Raw genomic sequence first — 23,082 nt, 5'->3', positions numbered from 1 at the left:
TGTTCTGCCCGGCCAGAGCGGCGCCGCCAGCGGAAATCTCCGCTCGAAGATCACGGGAGGCGTTGACCTGGACTTTTCCCGTGCCCTTGAATTCCCGCGATATCCCTTGAGGACCGAAGTGGGGACTCCCCGAATGTCCCCCACAGGCGTTCGCTCCCCCGATTCCCCCCGGATTCCGCCTTCATGGGCCACACGCTCGACCCGCCTCACCTGCGGTACGAAAGCGGCGTGACCTGGGGCCATGGGAACCAGGGGGAGCGATCGGAAACCCGTGCCACCGTGAATCCATGGACAGACCGAAGCGGCGGTACCCCCGATCAGTGGCGCACAGAATGCGCCCCCACCCCGTGCTTCAGCATTCTGACGCGGTGATGCCACCGACCACATTCACCGAGGCCGGCGGCATCGTGCCGTCTGGGCCACTGGTCAGCGGTGCGGTCGACTTGCTCGGGCCGGGCCGGCTTTGAGGCACTGGATGTCGCCGCGCTTCGCCCCACGGTCGAGGTACTCCGCTGCGCAGACGCGGCATCAGGTGCACGATTCCCGAGCGGGCCGATCAGGTCCGCAATCGCAGGCGCCGGGGCCGTAACGGTGGCCGTCCACCCGCTTTCGACCGTCAGGACTACAAGGCGCGGCACGCTGTCGAATGTGTGATCAGCCGTCTCAAGCAGCATCGGGCCGTGGCGACCCGGTTCGACGAACCCGCGGTGCGGCCTGAGGCGACGGTCCAGGTCGCAGCGATACACCAGTGGCTGTGCCCCCGCCTGCCTTCCCGCGGTTGTCCTGGCAGAGGGCGGGCCGATCGTTACGGAGAAGGGGTGCTTGTCCTGGCACGGGTACCGGGCGAAGAGACTCGGGTTGCACCTTCCGTAGCGGTATGTGGTCCGGTGGACTCACGTCCCGCCCCACTGAGGAAGGCCCCTGCTCATGTACTCGTCCTTCATCCCGCCGCGCCAGGTCAAGATCGGTGACGCGGCGGCCTTCGTCGGCACCACACCGCGGGCGATCCGTCACTACCACGAGATCGGCCTGCTCCCCGAGCCCGTGCGGGGCGGCGACGACCGCCGCCGCTACGGCTACGACGACATGATCCGGCTGCTGTGGATCCGCAAGATGGCCGACGCCGGGGTCGCCCTGGACGACATCCGTGACGCCTCCGCCGACACGGCTTCCGCCGGTGCCGACAGCGACGACGGCATCGCGAGCATCCTGGAACGGCTGGAGGAAACCCTCGTCGCCCAGGAAGCGGAACTGCGGCGGCAACGGACTGCCGTGCAGCGCATGCGTACCGAGGGCAGCAGGATGGGTCTGCTCTCCGACTTCGTCACCAGCCGCCTCAAGAGCCTGCCCGAGGGCTCCCTGCGCCAGGCGGACCTGGACAGCCTGCTGGTCACCGAGCGGATCTTCGGCCCGCTCGGTGCGGCCGTCCAGGCCACCCGTTTCATCGCCCTGGCCACTCACCCGGATCTGCGGGAGGACTCCGACCGTATGGATGCAGCCGAGGAGGCACTCGACGACGCGATCGCCGTCGATGACCCCCGCGTGGCCCGGGTGGCTGCCGAACGGCACGCCTTCGAAAAGGCGTTGCACGCCGTTATCGAGGATTCCGGCCTGCCGGAGAGCGACGACGCGCTCTTCGACTCCTGGGACACTTTGCACCCCGCTACCGCTGATGAGGGTGAGGACGAGGCCGGCCGAAGCTCCGGCGGGGGGCAAGAGTCCATGAGCGCATTCGAAGCCATAGGAAAGATGCCCTACGACTTCTCCCCGGCCCGCCTGCGCTGCATGGTATTGGCCGAAGAACTCGCCGCCCACGAGTCACCCGCTTCCTGAAACACGGCCCGGAATCGCGTGCTGGTCAACGAGCGGCCGGGAGGACCTCCCCTCGGGCAGTAGGGCGGGGAGGCGGGCGTCGTCGATGAGTTCGGCGTCGACCCTCTCCACATCGTCGTCCACGTCAGTCACCCGCGAGCTGCCGACGGATCTCCGCGCGCTGGATGTTCTCCCAGCGGTGGAGGTGGTCAGGGTGTTCCCTCCACTCCTCGCCAGCGGCGGTCAAGTAGTGCCAGGTGAGGGCGGCCTGCTCGGCATCGCCTTGCTTGAGGAGGTCCAAGATGTACGCGGAGGCACTCGTCACGGCAAGCTTGTTGCAGTTCGAGATGCTGCAGAAGCGGGTCAGGGCGTCGGGGTCCAAGATCTCATGACCCATGATTGCCTCCCACTCCTCATTGGCGCGCTCAAGGACGAACTCGTACAGCCCCGCGACGTCTTCGGTGGTAGCGCTTCGGCATCCCGGCAAAACCTCAGCGGGTAGTTCGGCATCCTGCAGGGCTCTTCAGCACTCAACCGGGGCAGTAGCGGTTGTCTGCCGTGGTAGCTTCCGGCCTTCGTAAACAGGCGGGGGCGTACGTGGACGGCGAAGTTCTGGTCGGGGTGATCGCTGCGGGAGCGGCTCTCGGTGGCGCGTTCCTGGGCGCCGCCGGCGCCGTTGCTGCCGGTCGGAACCAGGCACGAGCAATGCGCTACCAGGCGGACGCTCAGTGGATTCGTGAGCTTCTGCCCTCGCTCTATGCCGAGTTCATCACCCAAGCCGAGCAGGTGTACCAAGAGTTCCAAACCCTGTACGAGAACGCGTTCCAGGGGCAGTGGGACGCGATGGAGAGCCGGGCGCGGGATCTGGACCCGCAGCCGCTGAAACGTGCGTTCACGGCACTGGAACTCCGGGCGCCGCAGAGTGTCGTCGACGAGGCATATCAGCTTCGCCGGACGCTGCTGTTTGACGACGCTCCTGAACTCATCCGGTTTGGCACTTTGCAGCAGGACCGGGCGGCTTTGATGACGGCGAGGGCTGGACTGGCGGCGTCCTACGCAAGTGGGTACGACTCGTTCCTGAACGCTGCGAGGACCTCCCTCGGAGTCCGGGCCGAGGAGGCGGACTCTCTGCAATCCGGCCGTCTGCTTCGCCGGTTCCGCCCGAGGCATCGCAGGCAGCGGACTCAGAATAATCTCGGTCCTTGAGACGGCGCAGGTCAGCGGCGGTCCGCTTCCATTCCCTGCCAAGTCCAGCGTGCTGAAGCCGGACCTGCTCGCGGGCAGTCGCGCCCAGAGATCACCTTCACGGGAGCGAAGAGGTCCGGGATCCGGCCCGACGTTTCCAGGCGCTCAACGAACGGCTCGTCCAGTGGGACATCACGCAGCACGGAGAGCCGACGGAGAGCGAAAGATGGCAGTCAGGGCCGGGCGTCCGTGAAGCACCTCCGACCGGCCACAATATGGATGCTATCGAGAGCGGTCGCCCCAAGAGGCCACGCTTCAGGGAACGTTATGCGCTGCCTCCTCGATGAGGAAGCAGCCAAGAGGACGGCCCTCTCGGCCCGGGTGGAGATACCTCGCACGCCCAGCACAGCCCGCGATTTCTTCACTTTATGATCACAACTGGGTCACCAACGGAACCTTTGGCTCCCAGAACGTCAAGGCGGGCAAGACGGTGTCCACCGACACAGAGTTGGATTTCGGTGCGGTGAAGCTTGAGGAGACGTGCCCCTCCAGCGACGCCAAGGCCCCCAAGGCGGCAGGCGACAAGATGCCGAACCAGGTCGGGAAGTCGGTCAAGGCGGCCCGCGGCGCCCTGGACTCGGGTACGTCGATCACGACAACGGACGCGGCGCAGGGCCGCATGGTCCTACTGGAAAGCAACTGGAAGGTGTGCACCCAGTATCGCCCGCCCCGGGTGCCGCCCTCAACGGGCAGCCCGTCGAGTTCACCGCGGTGAAGTACGAGGAGAGCTGCCGTTGGGCTTGCGCCGTCACAGCGAGGATACCCCCGCCGCCCATCAGGGCAGCGGGGGCTTCGTCACTCGGGAACCTCGGCAGGCGGGATGCCGCCCTTGCCGCGCCGTCGGGTGTGGTGCCGCCCGGGGCGGGTTACGTAGCGTCAGTCGCTCCCGGCCGCCGAAGGGTTGCCGCCCGCAGGCGCGCCCCGCCCGCGGCGGCTGCCGCGTGGAGCGAGCGCAGGGCCAGCATCAGGAAACCGATGTCGTCGAGGTAGACGGGGTCCGGCAGCAGGTCCACCGGCGACACGGTGTAGATCACCGCCGCCCACACCAGTGCCTTGTCACGCAGCGGGATTCCCGCGTCCAGCAGGAGCTTCCTGGCCTTGATCACGCGGACGAGGAGAATCGCCGCCACGCCCAGGGTGAGCAGCGCGGCGGCCGCGCCGAAGAGGAGCCAAGCGGTGGTGTCCATGACTCATCGTGCACCGGAACGGTCCGGGACGCGGTGCCGCGGGTGGCGAGCACCGGCGCGTCGGCGGTCAGCGGGTCTCCTTGACGCGCCTGCGGGTGCGGCGCTTCAGGGCGCGCCGCTCGTCCTCGCCCAGGCCGCCCCAGACGCCGGAGTCCTGTCCGTTCTCCAGAGCCCACCGCAGGCACTGCGCCCGCACCGGGCAGGTCGCGCAGACCGCCTTGGCGTCCTCGGTCTGGACGAGTGCCGGACCTGTGCTCCCGATGGGGAAGAACAGGTCGGGGTCCACCTCGCGGCAGGCCGCGCGCATGCGCCAGTTCTCCATGTGACTCACTCCCGAAGTTCGGGGTCGGTTGGTTCGGTCCGTACCGGTGCGAATGACCGACGACAGGCACCTCAAACCACAAACAGCGCGGCAGTACGTATCGGGGAGGGCGGAGCCGGTCGGCCCGGCGGGCAGTCCGGGTGCACAGGATCAGTGCCGGGGGCGGTGCAGCGCGAGGAGCGCCTGGTCGTCCTGGGCCCTGCCACCGGTGTGGCGTCCCACGTCCTCGATCAGGGCGTGGAGGATCTGCGCCGGAGTGGCGGGTTCGCCGACGAGCGCGCGGTGCCGGAGCAGCTCCGGCAGGCGCACGGCGGGGTCGTAGAACGTTCCGTTGACGTCGCGGGCCTCGGTGATGCCGTCCGTGAAACACACCAGCGTCGCGCCGGGCGGAAAGGGAAAGGTGTCGACGGGGGACCGCCAGGTTCCCAGCGCGCTCATCCCCAGCGGAGGCGCCTCCTCCGACGGTTCGAGCGCGGTGGCCACCCCCTGTTCGTCCAGCAGCAGGGGCGGCGGGTGGCCGCGGTTGACGATGCGTACGGCGGTGAGGTCTGCGGCGAACTCCGCGATCAGGGCGGTGGTGAACCCCTCCTCCTGCTCCTGGCCGCCCCGCCGCCCGCCCTCACGCAGGAGCGCGTGCTCCAGTGAGAGCACCAGGCCGGGCAGGTCCTCGGCCTGGTCCGCGGCGTACCGGAAGGCCCCCAGGTCCGCGGAGACCGCGCTCACGGCACCGAGCCCCTTGCCCCGTACGTCCCCGACCATCACGCGCGTACCGAACGGAGTTTCCTGTACGACGTAGAGGTCGCCGCCGATCATGGCCTCGTCCTCGGCGGGCACGTAGAGCGCCGCGATGCGCAGGTCGCCCAGGCGCGACGGGGGCCTGGGCAGCACGGCGCGCTGGGCCACCGCGGCGACCTGTCGGGCGCGCCGGGTCGTGGCGTGCTGGCCCTCCAGCGTGCGGTTGATGAAGACGGCGAGCACGGTTACGGCCAGCAGGGTGATCTGGTTGGCCGCGCCCCGCTCCCAGCCGAAAGTGCCGTCCAAGTGGGCGAGCACCGCGTGGACGGCCATGGAGAGGAGGCCGACCGCGATGATGCCCCGAAGCCCCAGCAGCGGTGCGGCGGCGACGGGTGCCACCGTGAGCAGCGGGGCGGAGGTCACATCGGTCGGGGTCACCAGGTCGAACACGACGGCCAGGACGATGACCCCGACGGGGATCCACTGGGCTCTGCGCGGCTGCACCACTCCCCCACCCTGTCCGGCACCGGCGCCCGCCGCCATCCCGGTCACCGTCGCCCGCCGCCATCCCAGTCACCGCCGGTGCGCGGCCCCGCTCACCAGCCGGGCAGCGGCGTGCCGGGGTGCGGGGCGGCCGCGCACGCCGCGTCGAGCCGGATGCGGTGGTCCATCACGATGTCCGGGTCGTCGATGATGTCCACCCGGACCCCCGGGGTCTCCAGGATGGCCTGGTCACCGATCTCGGGTGCGGGCACCCGCAGCAGGTGCAGCGGCGGTACGCCGGTCATGGCGTGCGGCGGATGATCGAGCGGAACCACCTGCACGGTGAGGTGCTTCCGGTGCGTGGCGTCGGCCAGTGTTCCGCGCTGTTCGTCCATGACGTCGTGGCCGCCGACCAGGGTGTGCAGGGCGGCGGCGGGCAGCAGCGCCCACAGCGCGGCGCCGCGGTCGCGCAGACGGCGCTGGCGCTCCCGCAGCAGCTCGACGCGCCGCTCCAGCTGGGCGGGGGTGTCTTCGGGGTACTGCACCCGGTACAGCGCATCGGCGTACGCGGGGGTGCGCAGCAGTTCCGGTACGAGCGCGGGGTGCCAGGTCCGCACGAGGCTGGCCGAGGATTCCATGCCGATGACGTCCTGCTGCCAGCTCTCCATCGCGTCCCGCCACCGGTGCCACCATCCGGGCAGGTTCGCGGCGCCGAGTCCGGCCATGATCGGTTCGGCCACCGCGGCCGGGACCTCGTAGCAGTCGAGCAGTTCCCCGACCTGCCGGGCGTCCAGTCCGGTCTCGGCCCGTTCGATGCGCCGCACGGTGGCCGGGTGGGCGTCCAGCGCCTCGGCCGCCGCCTGCAGACTGACGCCTGCCCGCTCCCGCAGCAGCCGGAGTCGTGCCGCCAGGACGCGGTGCTCCACGGTGGGGCCGGATCGGGGTCTCATGCACGTGCCTTCCTCGGTGGGGCCTCAATGGGGAGCAATGGGCACACTCTGTCGCTTGCAAAGTATGCGCTTTGCACCGAGAGTACATACATGTCGGAAATAGTCAGTTGCGCGAAACGCGCTCCCGATGCTGGCAGCACACGGGCACACAGCTGGTGGGTTCCCCGCATCGCCAAAGGCGTTCCGGAAGCCCGTCACCGTGTGCAGGAGGCGATGCGGGCGTGGGGCGAACCGGCGGACCGCGTCGAAACCGCGGCCCTGATAGTGACCGAACTGGTCACGAACGCCGTGCAGCACACCAGCACCCGACGGATCCGGTGCCGATTGCTCCGCTCCGCCGACGGGGTACGCATCTGCGTATGGAACCGCGGCCTGGCCCGTATTCCGTCCCCGGCCCCACCCGGAGACCTGGCTGGGTCCGCGCCCCGTACCGCGGAAACGTCGGACGGTTCCGGCAGTCCCGGCAGTCCCGACGGCCCCCACAGTCCCAGCAGTCCCGACGGTCCTGGCAGTCCCGACGGTCTCGATGTCCGGGACGCGGACATGTCACTGCCGGAGGACGGCAGGGGCCTGCTGCTCGTGGACGCGCTGGCGACGCGGTGGGGGACGCGCGTCGCCCTGGCGGGCCGGCTGGTCTGGGCCGACATCTGATCCGCGCGCCGGGACCGGGCCGAGCGGGGCGGTCACGCCGCCGGACGGCGCCACGGACCGCCAGGTACCGCCTCCGGGCGCCCGGCACCGCTTCAGAGCTCAGCGCCCCCTGTCCGCGCCGCCGAGCACCACGTCAGTGCCGAGCACCCCTGCCCGCGCCGCCCGGTACCGCGTCAGGCCGAGACTGCCCGGCACTCCGGGTGGCCCCAGCCGTTCGGGTTCTTCGCGATCATGTCCTTGGCCGCGTACGGCTTTCCGCAGTGGCACCGGCCCGCGAATCTGGCCCGGATCGTGCTGGTGGTGGAGCGCCCCGAGCGCGAGGCACCCGCCGCATTACCGGCCGGTTCACCCGTACCTTCCGACCGGCCGCCCTTGGTGGACCGGGCAGGAGCGGGCGTCGGCAGTTCCGTGGAACCGTGTGCCGTGCCCGCCGCCCGCTGCGCGACCGCGGCCTCGCTGGCGGCCTGATCGGCCAGCGCGTTCAGCGGGTCCCCGTTCACCTGGTGGGCGGGCACGTAGCGAAAGGTCACGTTCCGGCCGCTCAGCCGGTCGTCGATCCGCATGACCAGCTCCCGGTTGGCGACCGGCTTGCCGCCCGAGGTCTTCCAGCCGTTGCGCTTCCAGCCCGGCAGCCACTTCGTCACCGCGTTCATCGCGTACTGCGAGTCCATCCGCACCTCGGTGGGCACGGCGGGATCGGTGGATTCCAGCAGTTCCAGCAGAGCCGTCAGCTCCGCGACGTTATTGGTGGCGGTGCCCAGCGGGCCCGCCTCCCAGCGCTCCGGGCGCCCCTGCGCGTCGGCCACGACCCACGCCCAGGCAGCCGGCCCGGGATTACCCTTCGACGCCCCGTCACACGCGGCGATGATGCACTCGTCCATGCCCCTGATCATGCCAGCACCGCATGACCGATCGGTTCCGTCTGTCCGGCGTCCGGTCGGATTCATCCCTCGCTCACGGCGCCGCCACGGCCACCGGGGGCCTTCGGCCCGCCCAGCCGAGCAGGACGACGGAGCACACCGCCGCGAACGCGCACCAGGTGGAGATGAACTCCAACCGCCACAGCGCCGCACAGACTGCGGCACCGACCGCGACGAGCACCCCGAGGAACACCAGGCGCCGGTCGCCCGACAGGAGCAGCGAGCCGACGGTGGCGAGGAGATAGCCCGCGACGAGCAACAGCGGATGCGGCAGGTTCAGTACGTACCCGAGGGTGTGTCCCCTGACCTCGGCCGTCACCGGGCGGGCGAAGAGGGCGTACCCGAGGAACGCGGCGGTGACCGCTCCGGCGGCGAGGGGCACCAGCAGCCGGGCGCGAGCACGGGCAGGAGCCGCGCAGAAGACGCCCAGCGGCACCCACAGGGCCAGCAGCGGAAGCGCGATGACCGCCCAGGCGACGGTGGCCGGGCCGGTGCCGCCGTCGGAGCGCCAGACCACCGACTCGATGATCTGGTGCGCCCCGAGCAGCAGGGGCAGCGCGGCCAGGGGAAGATCGCGGGCCCTGCGGGTGCGCGCGACGGCGGCCACGCCGATCGCGACGATGACGGTGCCCGCCGCCAGATCGGCGGTCGCACTCCAGCACATGGCGTCACCCCCGGGCCCGGACTCGCGCGCAACGGTCGTTTCCGGGGCAACGCTACGGCTCCGCGGTTCCGGACGCCGCCCCACGCGGCACCCGCCGCACGCCCCGTCCGCCCCATGCGACACCCGTCGCACGCCCCGTCCGCCCCGCGCCCCGTCCGCCCCGCGCGTCGCCCGCCCCATGCGGCACCCGCCCCACGCGGCGTCCGTCGCCCCGGCAGCCACCGGGCACCTCAGCGCATCGGTGGTCGTGTTCCACCGGCCCGGCCAGCCGTCGAGGGCGACACCCAACTCTCTTACACGCATGCGGTGTTCCCCCGTCGTACGCCCATAAGGTACGGGAGTTCCCGCCCGCACGCGCCCGCTTGACCTCAAGCTTGCCTGAGGTCCTAGCGTGCTGTGTACCGGCGGCCGCACGGCCGACGGGATCCGCACGTCGGCCATCAGATTCCGGAGCATCCCATGGACATGGAAGTCACGGCGTGGTCATCGCTGCACAGCGCGATGAACGCCCAGCAGGACCGGCGGCCCTTCTCCCGGGCCACCCTGGGCCGCATCGTGGCCTTCGCCCGGCCGCACCGCCGCCGGATGAACCGCTTTCTGCTGCTCAGCGTGGTCACCGCACTGCTCGCGGTCGCCACGCCGGTACTCGCGGGGCGCGTCATCGACGCGATCGTGCAGGGCCGGGACACCGGCACGGTCACCCGGCTCGCACTGCTGATCGCCCTCATCGCGGTCGCCGAGGCGGGTCTCGGTCTGCTCACCCGATGGCTGTCCTCCACCCTCGGCGAGGGGCTGATCCTCGATCTGCGTACCGCGGTCTTCGACCACGTGCAGCGGATGCCGGTCGCCTTCTTCACCAGGACCCGCACCGGTGCGCTCGTCAGCCGGCTGAACAACGACGTGATCGGCGCCCAGCGCGCCTTCAGCAATACGCTGTCCGGCGTCGTGTCCAACCTGGTGACCCTGTTGCTGACCCTCGCCGTGATGCTCACCATCTCCTGGCAGATCACCCTGCTCGCCCTGGTCCTGCTGCCGGTGTTCGTCGTGCCCGCCCGCCGGATGGGCACGAAGATGGCGGGCCTCCAGCGCGAGGCCGCCAATCACAACGCCACCATGGGCACCCAGATGACCGAGCGGTTCTCCGCCCCCGGCGCGACCCTGGTCAAGCTCTTCGGGCGCCCCGCCGACGAGTCCGCCGAATTCGCCGCCAGGGCCGGCCGGGTACGCGACATCGGCATCCGTACGGCCATGGCGCAGGCCACGTTCATCACCGCCCTCACCCTGGTCTCCGCCCTGGCGCTCGCCCTGGTCTACGGGCTCGGCGGCTACTACGCCCTGCGCGGCAGCCTGGAACCGGGCGCCGTCGTGGCCCTCGCCCTGCTGCTGACCCGGCTGTACGCCCCGCTGACCGCGCTGGCCGGTGCCCGGGTCGAGGTGATGAGCGCCCTGGTCAGCTTCGAGCGGGTCTTCGAGATCCTCGACCTGAAGCCCCTGATCGCCGAGAAGCCGGACGCCCGCCAGGTACCCGAAGGCCCGGTGTCCGTGGAGTTCGACGGGGTCTCCTTCGGCTACCCGTCCGCCGACAAGGTCTCCCTCGCCTCCCTCGAAGAGGTCGCGACGCTCGACAGCCGGGGTGGCACCGAGGTCCTGCACGACGTCTCCTTCCGGGCCGAACCCGGCCGGATGATCGCCCTGGTCGGCTCCTCGGGTGCGGGCAAGTCGACGATCGCGCAGCTGCTGCCCCGGCTGTACGACGCGGATTCCGGTTCGGTACGGCTGAACGGCGTCGACGTACGCGATCTGAGCGCCGACTCGATCCGGGACACGCTCGGCATGGTCACCCAGGACGGGCACCTCTTCCACGAGTCCGTACGCGCCAACCTGCTCCTCGCCCGGCCCGGGGCCAGCGAGGACGACATCTGGGACGCCCTGCGCCGGTCGCGGCTCGACGGACTGATCGCATCCCTGCCCGACGGTCTGGACACGGTGGTGGGCGAGCGCGGCTACCGGCTCTCCGGGGGCGAGCGGCAACGGCTGACCATCGCCCGGCTGCTGCTGGCCCGTCAGCGGGTCGTCATCCTCGACGAGGCGACCGCCCACCTCGACTCCACCTCGGAGGCGGCCGTTCAGGAGGCCCTGGCCGAAGCGCTGGAGGGCCGGACGGCCGTGGTGATCGCCCACCGGCTCTCGACCGTACGCGCCGCCGATCTGATCCTGGTCATCGAGGAGGGCCGGGTCGTGGAACGCGGCACGCACACCGAGCTGTTGGCCGCCCGAGGACGGTACGAGGAGCTGCACCGCACCCAGTTCGAGCGGCCGTCGGCCCCCGAGGCGCAGCCCGTCCACTGAACCACCGGCCGCCGGGAACGCCCCGCACTCCACTCCACCGCCCCGGCGGCCGCATCGTCCGCCGGGGTCATCGAATCGCGGGACGGCGCGACGTGGATGTCACTGCGCTCCGAGCTGCTCCACGGCGGCCAGGGCGAGGGACAGTTCGACCGCGCCGGCCGGGTCGGTGAGTGTCCGTCCGGTGAGCTGCTCCAGGCGACGCAGCCGGTTGGAGACCGTGTTGCGGTGGCAGTACAGGCGCTCGGCCGCGACGACCGAGGAGCCGCCCGCCCGCAGCCAGACGCCGAGCGTGGTCAGGAGCGTGCCGCACTCCTCCGCGGGGAGCGCGAGGACCCGCCCCAGAACCACCGTACGCAGCCGTCTGGCCAGGTCCGACTGGGCGGCGACCAGGGCGTCGGGCAGCCGCTCGTCGAGCAGCACGGTCGGCGCCCCGCCGGGCCGCCAGGTCCGCAGGGCCAGTTCGGCCAGCCAGCGCGCCCGCCCGAGGTCGGCCAGGGAGCCCACCACCGGGCTGACCCCGGCCCGTACGTCGTAACCCGCCAGGAGCTTGCGGAGGTCCTCGGGGCCGCCGCTGCCCAGGGGCACCAGCCCGGTCTCGCCGTCCGCCCTGATCCGCCAGAGGATGCGCAGGCCCGAGTGCAGCTCGGCGCCGGGGTCGGACGACGGCGGCAGGGCACCGGGGACCGGGCGCAGGACGATGACGGCGTAGCGTCCGCGTTCGGGGAGGCCCAGGCGGGCGGCGGCCTCGGACGCGAGCCCGGCGGCCACTCCCGATCCGTCGAGCAGGGCGTCGAGCAGCGAGTGGCGGCGCTCCTGGTCACGGGCCGCGCGGGCGGCCTCGGCCTGCCGGTAGGACTCGGCGACGGCGTCGGTGATCTGTTCCAGGACGTCCCAGACGACGGCAGCAGCGGGGAGCAGCACGGGCAGGGCGGTGGGGCGACGCTCGGCGATCACCTCGTACATCATTTCCCACAGCAGCCTGCCGCCCCGCCGGTAGCTGTGCAGCAGGGAGGCCAGCGGCAGTCCCTGTTCGACGCGGCGGCTCCCGGTGCTCATGGCGTCCTGAAGGTCCACGGGCAGGTTCTGAGCGGCCTGGGCGATACCGGTGAGGGCCTGGCAGAGGTTGCGATGGATGCGGTCGCCCAGCTCCTTGCGGCCGATCAGCCGGGCGTACGCGGGATCCTCGACGAGGATCTGCGCGGCCATCCGGTCGGCCGCCGGGGCGAACCGGCTCCGCAGCTCGTCCCGTACCTCCCCGATGAGCAGGGGCACGCTGACGGGCGGCGCACCGTCTGTGCGGGGTGACAGCGTCGTCGGCTCCATGGCCGGTGAGGGTGGCACGCCCCGGCCGGAAACGGGAGACCCCTGACCGGAATTCCTTGCCGCCACTGTGCACGGCGCACAACACGGCACCTTCGGGTTTGGCACCCGGCAACCAATCCCGCGTCTACTCTCGCGGGCCGGGGCCCGGCGGTGCTGCCATGTGCGCCGACCCGGAGCCGCCGGGTCGACCGACATCCGGGAGGGCATCATGTCCATCCGCATCCGGCTTCGGCGCACGGGACGCGCCGCAGCTCTGTGCGCGGCCGGGATCCTCATCACCGCCGGCCTCGGCGCCACCCACGCCGCGGCAGCCACCCCCACCGCTTCCCCCACCCCCACGACCCCCACCTCCGCCACCGCTTCCACCGCCGACGCCGGAGGTGCGATCGACGCGGCCAAGGCGCTTCAGGCGGTCGCGCTGCCCGGCGCGAACGACTGGAACTGCAGGCCGAGCGCCGCACACCCGCGCCCGGTCGTCCTGGTGCACGGCACCTTCGTGACCGGCACCCTGAACTGGATCGAGCTGGCCCCGCTGCTCAAGGCCAAGGGCTATTGCGTGTTCGCGCCGACGTACGGCCGGATGCCCAGCATCCCGGTGCTGGCCGCGATCGCCCCGATGGAGCGGTCGGCCGCCGAGCTGAAGACCTTCGTCGACGGTGTGCTCGCCGCGACCGGCGCGTCGAAGATCGACATGGTCGGGCACTCCCAGGGCGGGCTGCTGCCGCGCTACTACCAGAAGTTCCTGGGCGGGGCGGAGAAGACCGAAAGGTACATCGCGCTCGCTCCGACCAGCCACGGCACCACCCTGTCCGGCCTCGCCACCCTGCTCCAGAGCATCAAGGGCGCACCGGAGGCGCTGCTGGAGAGCTGGTGCCCCGGCTGCCTGGACCAGACCCCTGGTTCGGCGTTCCTGCAGAAGGTCAACGCGGGCGGGGACACCGCGCCCGGCGTCGAGTACACCGTGATCTCCACGAAGCTCGACTACATCGTGACACCGGTCGCCTCGCAGTTCCTCCAGGGCCCGAACGTCCGCAACCTCTACACCCAGGACATGTGCTGGTACGACCTGGCCCAGCACGCCACGATGCAGGTCGACTCCGAGGTGCTGCACGAGGTGATGAACGTCCTCGATCCGGCCAACGCCACCAGGACGGGCTGCCGCGTCCTCCCGTAACACCGTTCCACCCGCCCGTAGCCGCCCCTCCCGTTCACCAGGAGACCTCTGTGCTCAGCACCATGCAGCGTCATCCCCTGACCGTGACCACCCTGCTGCGTCACGGCGCCACCGTGCACGGCCGCAGCGAGGCGGTCACCTGGACGGGCGGGGCGGCCAGGCGCGCCACCTACGCGGAGGTCGCTCTCAGGGCGACCAGGCTGGCGGCCGCACTGCGCGGCCTCGGCGTCACCGGCGACCAGCGGGTGGCCACCCTGATGTGGAACGACCAGGAACACCTGGAGGCGTATCTCGCCATCCCGTCCATGGGCGCCGTGCTCCACACGCTCAATCTGCGGCTGCCCGCCGATCAGTTGCGGCACATCGCCCGTCATGCCGAGGACCGCGTCGTCCTGGCGGACGCGAGCCTGGTGCCGCTGATCGCCCCGCTGCTGCCCGGACTGCCCGATGTCGAGCACCTCGTCGTCGTGGGCGAGGGACCGCTGCCGCACCTTCCCGGAGTGCGGGTCCACCGCTACGAGGAACTGCTCGCCTGCGCACCGAGAGACTTCGACTGGCCGGAGATCGACGAGGACGCGGCTGCCGCGATGTGCTACACCTCCGGAACCACCGGTGATCCCAAGGGAGTTGTCTACTCCCACCGTTCGATCTATCTGCACTCCATGCAGGTGTGCATGCCGGAAGCCCTCTGCCTGGACGACTCGAAGCGCGCCCTCGCCGTCGTGCCGATGTTCCACGCCATGGCCTGGGGAATGCCGTACGCCGCCTTCATGGCCGGTGCCTCCCTGCTCCTCCCCGGCCCGCATCTCCAGGCCGAACCGCTGGCCGGGTTCATCGCCGCCGAGAAGCCGCACACCGCGGCCGCCGTCCCCACCGTCTGGGCGGCGCTGCTGGCCCATCTCGACACCCACGGCGGCGACATGTCCTCGCTGCGCGAGGTCCTGGTCGGCGGCGCGGCCTGCCCGCCGTCGCTGATGACCGGCTTCGAGGAGCGGCACGGCGTACGGGTCGTCGCCGCCTGGGGCATGACCGAGACCTCACCGCTCGGCACGGTCGCCAGGGCGCCGCATCATGTGCGCTCCCCGGAAGCGGCCATGCGCTACCGCTCCGCGGCCGGCCGGCCCCCGGCGGGGGTCGAGCTCCGGCTCACCGGTGAGGACGGCACGGTTCTCGCGAACGACGGTGCGACGGTGGGAGAGGTCGAGGTCCGGGGCCCGTGGGTGACCGGCTCGTACCACCTCGTCGGGGCGCCGTCCGACAAGTTCAACGGTGGCTGGCTGCGTACCGGCGACCTCGGCACCCTCACTTCCGACGGCTGTCTGCGCCTGACGGACCGGGCGAAGGACGTCATCAAGTCGGGCGGGGAGTGGATCTCGTCGGTCGAGCTGGAGAACCATCTGATGGCCCACCCCGCGGTCCGGGAGGCGGCGGTGATCGGTGTCCCGGACGACCGCTGGGACGAACGCCCGCTCGCCGTGGTGGTCTGGGCCGGGGAGGCGGGCGACTACGCCGGACTGCGTGCCCACCTCGGTGACCGGGTCGCCCGCTGGCAACTCCCGGAGCGCTGGTCGGTCCTGCCTGAGATCCCGAGGACGAGCGTCGGCAAGTTCGACAAGAAGGAGCTGCGCCGCCGGTACGCGCAGGACGAGCTCCGCGTCGAACGGCTGCCGCGGTCGGCGGCGGTGTAGCCGGGCCGCGCCTACGGCCGGGTCCGCGGCCCGCGAGGGGGTGTTCCGTCAGACGCGCTCGGCGGTCTCCACCGCCGCAGCGCGTGCCTGCCGCAGCGGCGCCACTCCTTCGGCGACACACGGGCCCGATGGCCGCCGTTGGTGACCAGCGCGTTCACCGACGTCATGGGGTCCGCCGCCATCGTCCTGGCCAGCAGGACTCCGACCACGAGCGGGAGCAGCGTCACGGCCAGGGCGGATCCGGCGGTGGTGACGTGCTGGATACGCGGGTGCCGCGGCGCTTCGGAGTCGTTGTTCATACCGTCCATCCCACCAGCTGACGGCCCGCGATGAATCGGACAAGGTACTCAGCCGCCGCGCTGTCACATACTCAGAACTCGGACAGAACTCGGACGGGGCAGCCGTAGCCCGGCTGCCCCCGGCGGCGGCTACGGCGCCGTGACGTGCTGAACGATGGTGTCCTCGCAGGGGCCCTCGGCGAAGACCTTGAGCGCTTCGTGCTCGTCGGTGTCGGCGTCGAGCCGCCACCGCAGCTTGGTCGCCACCCACTCGGCGATGTAGCGGCAGTGCTCCGCCGGTACCGGCGGCAGCCAGTCGGCCGGGTCACGGTCGCCACGCTGCTTGGCGGTACGGGCCGTGATCGCGGTCAACGAGGTGCTCGCGCCCTGGTCGTTGGCGTACGCCTCACGCCGGGCCGCGGTCCACTTCGACGCCCCCGATTCCCATGCCTCGGCGAGCTGCACGGTGTGGACGACTTCCAGGGAACCGGGCTCGGTGGTCTCCTGGCCGTCGTAGTTCGACCGCCATCTGCCGCCCGACAGCACGCATCCGGCGCCGGTACTCGGCGCCTCGATCGCCTCGTCGAGCAACACCTCGCCCCGGGTGTCGCAGCCGTCCTTGAGGTCCTGGCCCGCGTTCCAGTGAGGGAACGCACCGGGCGTGAAGCCGCCGCCGTGTTCCGGGACGACGGGGACCCGGCCCACGGCGTCCGCCAGCGTGGTGACCTCCGCGGCACGGGCGGGCGAGGGCGGGCCGAAGGCGGGGAGGGCGAGAGCCAGGGCGCCGACGAGGGTGAGGGCGCCGGCACCGCGGCACCAGTTCGTGGTCATGTCTCTCTGAATAGCGGGTGCCGGACCGCGGACGGGCCCGAAAGCCGCTGACTCACCCGCGCGGGGGCGGAAGTTCACCGCAGAGGGTCCTTCGCCGCCCCCCGGTGCCCGGTGGGCACGGCGGGTTTCCGGTGGGCGTTGATGGCCACCGGGAATGATGCGACCATCCCGGGGAACCGCCGGGCGAGGGAAGGATCGTCTCCTAATGACCGACTCCATGGGTGAGGGCCACCACCTCTCGGCCGCAGCGGCGTTCGACTCGCTGGGGGCCGACTACGAACGGGCCTTCGCCCACTCGGCCGCCCACCATGCCTCGCTCCAGCGGCTGCTGGCCGACCTCGCGCCCGGCAGCCGGGTCCTGGACGTGGGCAGCGGTACGGGGCGGCCGACCGCGCAGACCCTCGCCGACGCGGGCCATGAGGTGCTCGGCGTCGATGTGTCGCCCGTCATGACGGAGATCGCGGCCCGGCAGGTGCCCGGCGCGGTCTTCCGGTGCGCCGACATCCGTACGATGCCGCCGGCCGGGGCGGACGCGGAGGAAGAGGGTTTCGATGCCGTCTGCGCGTACTTCTCGCTGCTGCAGATGTCCCGCGAGGACCAGTCCCGGCTGCTGCGCGGGCTCGGCCGGTCGCTGAGGCCCGGAGGCCATCTGGTCGTGGCGACGGTGCCGCTGGATGTGGAGGATGTCGGCGTCGTCTTCATGGGCCGGCCTGTGCGGGTGACGAGTTTCGGCGCGGAGGAGTTCACCGCGCTGGTGGTGGAGGCCGGGTTCTCGGTCCAGTGGGAGCAGAACAGCCTGTTCACCCCCGCCCACCCGGCGGGAGAGCCCGAGCCGCAGCTCTTCCTGCACTGCCGTCGCCTCTGACCTACCGGCACCGCCCCGCCCTGCCCCGTCTCCGTCCCCGAGGCGGGGCAGGGCGGGTCACGTCGGCCGGTCGTGGCCCACCGGCTTTCCGGCCGACTGGCCGGGCGGCGCGGGTTCGCCGCGGCGTACGGCGCCCGGCGCACGTACCGCCGGATGGTTGGCGTGGCGGGAGGAGTGCAGCTGCCACGGCACGCTGATCACCATCACGCCCGGTGTGAAGAGCAGACGGCTCTTCAGCCACAGCGCCGACTGGTTGTGCAGCGCGTTCTCCCACCAGTGGCCGACGACGTACTCGGGGATGAACACCGCCACGACGTCGCGCGGCCCGGCGCGCCGGATCGAGCGGACGTACAGCACGACCGGCCTGGTGATCTCGCGGTACGGAGAACTGATGACCTTCAGCGGCACCTGGATGTCGTACTCCTGCCACTTCCGCTGGAGGTCCGCCAGCGCCTCGGGGTCGACCGCGACGGTCAGGGCCTCCAGCTGGTACGGCCGGAAGGCGCGGGCATAGGCCAGGGCACGCAGGGTCGGCTTGTGCGGCGTGGAGACCAGCACGATCGCGAACACCCTGGAGGGAGGGGCCAGTTCGCTGTGTGCGTCGGTGACTTCGAGCTCGGCGGCGACACTGTCGTAGTGGCGGCGGACGGCCCGCATCAGCAGCCACAGCACCCCGGCGGCCAGGACGGCGAGCCAGGCGCCCTGGGTGAACTTGGTGGCCAGCACGATGACCAGGACCAGCCCCGTGACGACCGCTCCGGTGGCGTTGATGGTGCGGGCCAGGTGGTGCCGCCGTCGTACGACGGGGTCGGTCTCGGTGCGCAGTTCACGGTTCCAGTGCCGGACCATGCCGGACTGGGAGAGCGTGAAGGAGGTGAACACACCGAGGATGTAGAGGTGGATCAGGCTCGTCACGTCCGCCTTGAAGCCCCACAGCAGCAGCCCGGCGACAACGGCCAGCGCCAGGATGCCGTTGGAGAAGGCGAGCCGGTCGCCCCGGTTGTGCAGCTGGTGCGGCAGGTAGCGGTGCTGGGCGAGGATCGAGGTGAGCAGCGGGAAGCCGTTGTACGCGGTGTTCGCTGCCAGGATCAGGACCAGGGCGGTGGCCGCCTGGATGAAGTAGAAGCCGACGCTGTCGCCGCCGAAGACGGCGGCGGCGACCTGAGCGATGACGGTGCGCTGGGTGTGGCCCGCGCAGTCGCCGCCGAGGCCGGTCAGCCGGCAGGCGTTGTCGGTGATGTGCACCTTGGCGATCAGCGCGAGCGTGGTGACGCCGACGAACATGGTGATCGCGATGAGGCCCATCGCGGCCAGGGTGGTCGCGGCGTTCTTCGACTTGGGGCGGCGAAAGGCGGGGACGCCGTTGGAGATCGCCTCCACACCCGTCAGGGCCGTACAGCCGCTGGAGAACGCGCGCAGGACCAGCATCACCAGGGCCAGCCCCATGAGGTTGGATTCCCCGGCCTCCGGCCTGATGCCGTACGCCGCGCTCTCCGACACCGGCGCGTCGCCGAGCACGTAGCGGAGCAGGCCGGTGGCGACCATGATCAGCACTCCGCCGATGAACAGGTACGTGGGAGCGGCGAACATGCGGCCCGACTCGCGCACACCGCGCAGGTTCATCGCGGTCAGCAGGGCGACGAAGATCAGCGCCATCAGCACCCGGTGGTCGACCAGCGCGGGCAGCGCCGAGATGATGTTGTCCACCCCGGACGCCACGGACACGGCCACGGTCATGACGTAGTCGACCATCAACGAGGCGGCGACCACCAGTCCGGCCGACGGTCCCAGGTTCGTCGAGGCCACCTCGTACGAACCACCACCGCTCGGGTAGGCGTGCACGACCTGACGGTAGGAGAGCACCACCACCGTCATCAGCGCCACGACCGAGGCAGCGATCCACGGGGTGAAGTGGAGATACGCCAGGCCCCCGAGCGTGAGCACGAGCAGGATCTCCTGGGTGGCGTAGGCCACCGAGGACAGCGGGTCGGACGCGAAGATCGGCAGGGCGAGCCGCTTGCTGAGCAGCGTCTCGCCCAGGTCCTCGCTGCGCATGGCCCGGCCGATCACCAGGCGCTTGAGGAGTTCCGGCACGTTGAACACAGGGCGAGCGTAAGTCGCCGCGCGTGGGGACCCCGGAAGCAGTGGAGCATTCGGCGTAGCGCCCGCGCACGCTCGGAAGCGTGTTTCCGCACCCCGTGGGAACCCGCCGTGTCAGACCTCCGTCAAGACGGGCGGCCACCGCGTCAAAGACGCGTCAGACCGTTCCGGATCGACGGGTGGTGTTCCTAATGTCGCCTCATGCATCGACGCATCACACCGGGGTCCACCCGGCCGCCCGCCGGAGATCCCTCGACACCCGGCGCGGTCCACGACAGCTACTGGCCGGCGGAATTCCGGGCGGCGTGCGGTTGCGCGGCGCTGTTCCTCGGGATGCTGGTCACCGTCGACGCGGGCGACGGCACACTGACGACACCCCGCACGGTTCTGTGGTCCGGGCTGGCGCTGCTGCTGTTCGTGATCCTGCTGCCCCCTCGGGTGGCCGCGGGCGAGAACTGGCTGGAGTCGCGCGGACCGCTGCGCAGGCAGCGGGTACGGACCGACCGGCTGGTCTCGGCGCGCTGGTCCGGCGAGGTGGTGCGGCGGCTCGTCATCTGCGACGAGGACGGCGGCCGGGCCGAACTGGATCCGCGGGTGCTGGCCTCGAATCCCGCGCTGTGGCATCAGGTGGACGCGGCGGCCCGTGTCTCGCAGGCGCGCGGGCAACTGCGGTACGGGGAGTCGGCGCTGCTGGAGTTGTCGCGGGAGACCGACGGGGCGACCGCCCGGACGATCTTCAAGATCTCGCGGTTCGACGAGTAGGGGGTGTTCCTCGTCCCCGGCTGCTGTCCCGTCGTCCCGGGTGGGTATCCGTCGTCCCCGGCTGCTGTCCCGTCGTCCCGGTGGGTGGGCGCGCGGCTCGCCCGGTCGGCTGTTCCGTTGCCCCCGCCGGATTGGCGCGCGGCTCGCCCGAGGGCCGGGGCTGCCCGCTCCGAGCGGTTGGCCGCGCGGCGTCCCGTGATCAGCCCTTCGTCACGAGGTGGCCTGGGCCGGGAGGTCGGGCCGCGTGGGCGGGCGCCCGTCCGCGACCCGGAGGGTGAGCACCATGGTCAGGCCGCCGCCGGGGGTGTCCTCGGCGTCGAGTGTGCCGCCCATGGCTTCCACGAAGCCGCGGGCGACGGCGAGGCCGAGGCCGACTCCGGCGCCGCGCGGGGCGTCGCCGTACCGCTGGAAGGGCTCGAAGATCCGTTCCTTGCCCTCGTCCGCGACCCCGCGGCCCCGGTCCACGACGCGCAGCTCGACCCGGGTGCCGAGCGCGCTGGCCGACACCAGGACCGTTTCGCCGTCGGGGCTGTACTTGACGGCGTTCTCCACGACGTTGGCCGCGGCCCGCTCCAGCAGCCCGCGATCGACGGCGACCATCGGCAGCGACTCCGGGATGTCCAGTTCGACACTGTCGTCCGGCACCCCGGCCAGTGCCATCGGGATGACTTCGTCGAGATCCGTCTCGCGGATCAGCGGGGTGACGGTGCCGGTCTGGAGGCGGGACATGTCCAGGAGGTTGCCGACCAGGTGGTCGAGGCGGTCGGCGCCGTCCTCGATGCCTTCGAGGAGTTCGGCCTCGTCCTCCTCCGACCAGGCGACATCGTCGGAGCGAAGCGAGCTGACGGCGGCCTTGATGGCGGCCAGCGGGGTACGCAGATCATGGCTGACGGCGGCGAGCAGGGCGGTACGTATGCGGTTGCTCTCGGCAAGGGTGCGGGCTGCCTCGGCCTCGCTGACCAGGCGCCGACGGTCCAGGACGACGACGGCCTGCGCGGCGAACGCGGCCAGTACCCTGCGGTCCTCGGCGGGCAGGACGCGGCCGGACAGGGCGAGCGCCATGTGGTCGCCGACCGGTACGTCCACGTCGGCGTCCTCGGGCTGTTCGACCCTGCGGGCGTTACCCACGCTGCCCGCGCAGGTCCACGGGTCGACGTCACTGCCCCGCTCCAGCAGCACCGCGGAATCCATGGCGAAGGTCTCCCGGACTCGCTCCAGCAACGCCTCCAGACTGGTCTCGCCGCGCAGGACGCTGCCCGCGAGGAAGGAGAGGATCTCCGACTCGGCACGCAGCCGGGCCGCCTGATGGGTGCGGCGGGCCGCCAGATCCACCACGGAGGCGACCGCCACCGCGACCGCGAAGAAGATCACGATCGCGACGATGTTCTTCGGGTCGGAGACGGTCAGCGTATGGATGGGCGGAGTGAAGTAGTAGTTCAGCAGCAGCGAGCCCACCGCCGCGGAGGCGAGGGCGGGCCGCACACCGCCGAGGAGCGCCGCGGCCACCGTGAGCGACAGGAACAGCAGCACATCGTTGGCGAGTCCGGGGCCCGGCTGAAAGCTGGTGAGCAGGGTGGTCAGCAGTGCGGGTCCGGCGACGCCGACGAGCCAGCCCCAGATGATGCGGGCGCGGCCCAGACGGGCGCCGCGCGCGATGGGCAGACCACGGCCCTTGGCGACCTCTTCATGGGTGACGATGTGGACATCGAGGTCAGGACCGGAATCACGCGCGACGGTCGAACCGACACCGGGACCGTAGATGTACTGCCACGTCTTGCGCCGGCTGGAACCCAGAACGATCTGCGTCGCATTCACACCCCGCGCGAACTCCAGAAGAGCCGCGGGTATGTCATCACCGATCACATGATGGAACGTCCCCCCCAGATCCTCCACCAGCGTCCGCTGGACCGTGAGCTCCTTCGGCGACGCCGCCGTCAGACCATCACTCCGCGCGATATACACCGCCAGAATCTCACTGCCCGACCCCTTCGCCGCCATCCGCGACGCACGACGGATCAGCGTACGGCCCTCCGGACCACCCGTCAGCCCCACCACGATCCGCTCACGCGCCTGCCACGTCGAACGGATGTTGTGCTCACCCCGGTACTGCTGCAAATACTCATCGACCCGGTCCGCGACCCACAACAACGCCAGCTCACGCAGAGCCGTCAGATTCCCCGGACGGAAATAATTCGACAACGCCGCATCCAGCTTGTCCGGCTGATAAATATTCCCGTGCGCCATCCGCCGCCGCAACGCCTGCGGCGACATGTCCACCAGCTCGATCTGATCCGCCCGCCGCACCACCTCGTCCGGCACCGTCTCCCGCTGCCGCACCCCCGTGATCGACTCCACCACATCACCCAGCGACTCCAGATGCTGGATATTCACCGTCGATATCACATCGATACCCGCCCGCAGCAGCTCCTCCACGTCCTGCCACCGCTTCGCATGACGCGAACCCGGCACATTCGTATGAGCCAGCTCATCCACCAACGCCACCACCGGAGCCCGCTCCAGAACAGCATCCACATCCATCTCCGTGAAAACCGCCGAACGGTACTCGATCTCCCTGCGCCGCACCTGCTCCAGACCGTGCAGCATCACCTCCGTACGCGGCCGCCCATGATGCTCCACGAACGCCACCACACAGTCCGTACCCCGCTCCACCCGACGATGAGCCTCCGACAACATCGCGTACGTCTTACCGACACCGGGTGCCGCACCCAAATAGATCCGAAGC

The 23,082-nt window shown here is 70.9% G+C and carries 20 protein-coding genes and 2 pseudogenes; 10 read left to right on the top strand and 12 right to left on the bottom strand.

Features of this window, described 5'->3' with window-relative positions:
- Window positions 1–512: 512 nt before the first annotated feature.
- Window positions 513–755 (top strand): annotated as a pseudogene (locus tag OG413_RS36955) (IS5/IS1182 family transposase); the annotation flags it as partial.
- A 172-nt stretch (window positions 756–927) separates the two neighbouring features.
- The gene (locus tag OG413_RS36950) at window positions 928–1,833 is read left to right on the top strand and encodes a MerR family transcriptional regulator (protein ID WP_266813378.1); all 906 of its coding nucleotides are present in this window, start codon (window positions 928–930) and stop codon (window positions 1,831–1,833) included.
- A 124-nt stretch (window positions 1,834–1,957) separates the two neighbouring features.
- Here OG413_RS36950 and OG413_RS36945 read toward each other — a convergent pair whose 3' ends face one another.
- Complete coding sequence (locus tag OG413_RS36945; protein WP_266813377.1) at window positions 1,958–2,209, bottom strand: hypothetical protein; 252 nt, start codon at window positions 2,207–2,209, stop codon at window positions 1,958–1,960.
- Window positions 2,210–2,409: 200 nt separating this feature from the next.
- Between OG413_RS36945 and OG413_RS36940 the strand changes: the two genes are divergently transcribed.
- The gene (locus OG413_RS36940) at window positions 2,410–3,018 is read left to right on the top strand and encodes a hypothetical protein (RefSeq protein ID WP_266813375.1); all 609 of its coding nucleotides are present in this window, start codon (window positions 2,410–2,412) and stop codon (window positions 3,016–3,018) included.
- A 442-nt stretch (window positions 3,019–3,460) separates the two neighbouring features.
- Window positions 3,461–3,789: pseudogene (locus OG413_RS36935) on the top strand (hypothetical protein); the annotation flags it as partial.
- Between the two features lie 134 nt (window positions 3,790–3,923).
- Here OG413_RS36935 and OG413_RS36930 read toward each other — a convergent pair.
- The 4 genes from OG413_RS36930 to OG413_RS36915 form a co-directional block, all read right to left on the bottom strand.
- The gene (locus tag OG413_RS36930) at window positions 3,924–4,244 is read right to left on the bottom strand and encodes a YkvA family protein (RefSeq protein WP_266813373.1); all 321 of its coding nucleotides are present in this window, start codon (window positions 4,242–4,244) and stop codon (window positions 3,924–3,926) included.
- Between the two features lie 67 nt (window positions 4,245–4,311).
- Window positions 4,312–4,566 (bottom strand): WhiB family transcriptional regulator, encoded by a 255-nt coding sequence (locus OG413_RS36925; RefSeq protein WP_266813371.1) that lies wholly within the window; start codon window positions 4,564–4,566, stop codon window positions 4,312–4,314.
- A gap of 150 nt (window positions 4,567–4,716) precedes the next feature.
- On the bottom strand, window positions 4,717–5,808 hold the full coding sequence (locus OG413_RS36920) for a PP2C family protein-serine/threonine phosphatase (RefSeq protein ID WP_266814239.1): 1,092 nt from the start codon (window positions 5,806–5,808) through the stop codon (window positions 4,717–4,719).
- A gap of 89 nt (window positions 5,809–5,897) precedes the next feature.
- Entirely contained in the window at window positions 5,898–6,734 is an 837-nt protein-coding gene (locus OG413_RS36915) for a Scr1 family TA system antitoxin-like transcriptional regulator (RefSeq protein WP_266813369.1), read from the bottom strand.
- Window positions 6,735–6,902: 168 nt separating this feature from the next.
- Between OG413_RS36915 and OG413_RS36910 the strand changes: the two genes are divergently transcribed.
- Complete coding sequence (locus OG413_RS36910) at window positions 6,903–7,385, top strand: ATP-binding protein (RefSeq protein ID WP_266814237.1); 483 nt, start codon at window positions 6,903–6,905, stop codon at window positions 7,383–7,385.
- 173 nt (window positions 7,386–7,558) lie between these two features.
- Here OG413_RS36910 and OG413_RS36905 read toward each other — a convergent pair whose 3' ends face one another.
- On the bottom strand, window positions 7,559–8,266 hold the full coding sequence (locus tag OG413_RS36905; protein ID WP_266813367.1) for an RNase H family protein: 708 nt from the start codon (window positions 8,264–8,266) through the stop codon (window positions 7,559–7,561).
- Window positions 8,267–8,339: 73 nt separating this feature from the next.
- Window positions 8,340–8,969, bottom strand: a complete 630-nt coding sequence (locus tag OG413_RS36900) for a DUF6629 family protein (protein WP_266813365.1) — start codon at window positions 8,967–8,969, stop codon at window positions 8,340–8,342.
- 459 nt (window positions 8,970–9,428) lie between these two features.
- On the opposite strand from OG413_RS36900, the gene OG413_RS36895 reads away from it, so the two are divergent.
- Window positions 9,429–11,318 (top strand): ABC transporter ATP-binding protein, encoded by a 1,890-nt coding sequence (locus tag OG413_RS36895; RefSeq protein ID WP_266813363.1) that lies wholly within the window; start codon window positions 9,429–9,431, stop codon window positions 11,316–11,318.
- A 99-nt stretch (window positions 11,319–11,417) separates the two neighbouring features.
- On the opposite strand, the gene OG413_RS36890 is transcribed toward OG413_RS36895, so the two are convergent.
- Window positions 11,418–12,641 (bottom strand): CdaR family transcriptional regulator, encoded by a 1,224-nt coding sequence (locus OG413_RS36890; protein ID WP_266813361.1) that lies wholly within the window; start codon window positions 12,639–12,641, stop codon window positions 11,418–11,420.
- A 208-nt stretch (window positions 12,642–12,849) separates the two neighbouring features.
- On the opposite strand from OG413_RS36890, the gene OG413_RS36885 reads away from it, so the two are divergent.
- Both OG413_RS36885 and OG413_RS36880 read left to right on the top strand, forming a co-directional pair.
- Window positions 12,850–13,815: a triacylglycerol lipase gene (locus OG413_RS36885; RefSeq protein ID WP_266813359.1), complete on the top strand. Its 966-nt coding sequence runs from the start codon at window positions 12,850–12,852 to the stop codon at window positions 13,813–13,815.
- A gap of 50 nt (window positions 13,816–13,865) precedes the next feature.
- Window positions 13,866–15,503 (top strand): long-chain fatty acid--CoA ligase, encoded by a 1,638-nt coding sequence (locus OG413_RS36880; protein ID WP_266813357.1) that lies wholly within the window; start codon window positions 13,866–13,868, stop codon window positions 15,501–15,503.
- A gap of 11 nt (window positions 15,504–15,514) precedes the next feature.
- On the opposite strand, the gene OG413_RS36875 is transcribed toward OG413_RS36880, so the two are convergent.
- Together OG413_RS36875 and OG413_RS36870 are read right to left on the bottom strand one after the other, a co-directional pair.
- Window positions 15,515–15,802 (bottom strand): hypothetical protein, encoded by a 288-nt coding sequence (locus OG413_RS36875; RefSeq protein WP_266813355.1) that lies wholly within the window; start codon window positions 15,800–15,802, stop codon window positions 15,515–15,517.
- A gap of 129 nt (window positions 15,803–15,931) precedes the next feature.
- Window positions 15,932–16,612, bottom strand: a complete 681-nt coding sequence (locus tag OG413_RS36870; protein WP_266813353.1) for an HNH endonuclease — start codon at window positions 16,610–16,612, stop codon at window positions 15,932–15,934.
- Between the two features lie 205 nt (window positions 16,613–16,817).
- Between OG413_RS36870 and OG413_RS36865 the strand changes: the two genes are divergently transcribed.
- Window positions 16,818–17,477 (top strand): bifunctional 2-polyprenyl-6-hydroxyphenol methylase/3-demethylubiquinol 3-O-methyltransferase UbiG, encoded by a 660-nt coding sequence (locus tag OG413_RS36865; RefSeq protein ID WP_266813351.1) that lies wholly within the window; start codon window positions 16,818–16,820, stop codon window positions 17,475–17,477.
- A 57-nt stretch (window positions 17,478–17,534) separates the two neighbouring features.
- Here the strand turns inward: OG413_RS36865 and OG413_RS36860 are convergent, their stop codons facing one another.
- On the bottom strand, window positions 17,535–19,532 hold the full coding sequence (locus OG413_RS36860) for an APC family permease (RefSeq protein WP_266814235.1): 1,998 nt from the start codon (window positions 19,530–19,532) through the stop codon (window positions 17,535–17,537).
- Between the two features lie 246 nt (window positions 19,533–19,778).
- On the opposite strand from OG413_RS36860, the gene OG413_RS36855 reads away from it, so the two are divergent.
- Complete coding sequence (locus OG413_RS36855) at window positions 19,779–20,339, top strand: hypothetical protein (RefSeq protein ID WP_266813349.1); 561 nt, start codon at window positions 19,779–19,781, stop codon at window positions 20,337–20,339.
- A 210-nt stretch (window positions 20,340–20,549) separates the two neighbouring features.
- Here the strand turns inward: OG413_RS36855 and OG413_RS36850 are convergent.
- On the bottom strand, window positions 20,550–23,082 hold a 2,533-nt coding region (locus OG413_RS36850), incomplete at its 5' end, for a sensor histidine kinase KdpD (protein ID WP_266813348.1).

It is taken from the genome of Streptomyces sp. NBC_01433 (genome assembly GCF_026340105.1).
Taxonomy (GTDB): domain Bacteria; phylum Actinomycetota; class Actinomycetes; order Streptomycetales; family Streptomycetaceae; genus Streptomyces.
The sequence above is the reverse complement of the archived record's forward strand: the minus strand, read 5'-3'. Positions and strand labels throughout refer to the sequence as shown.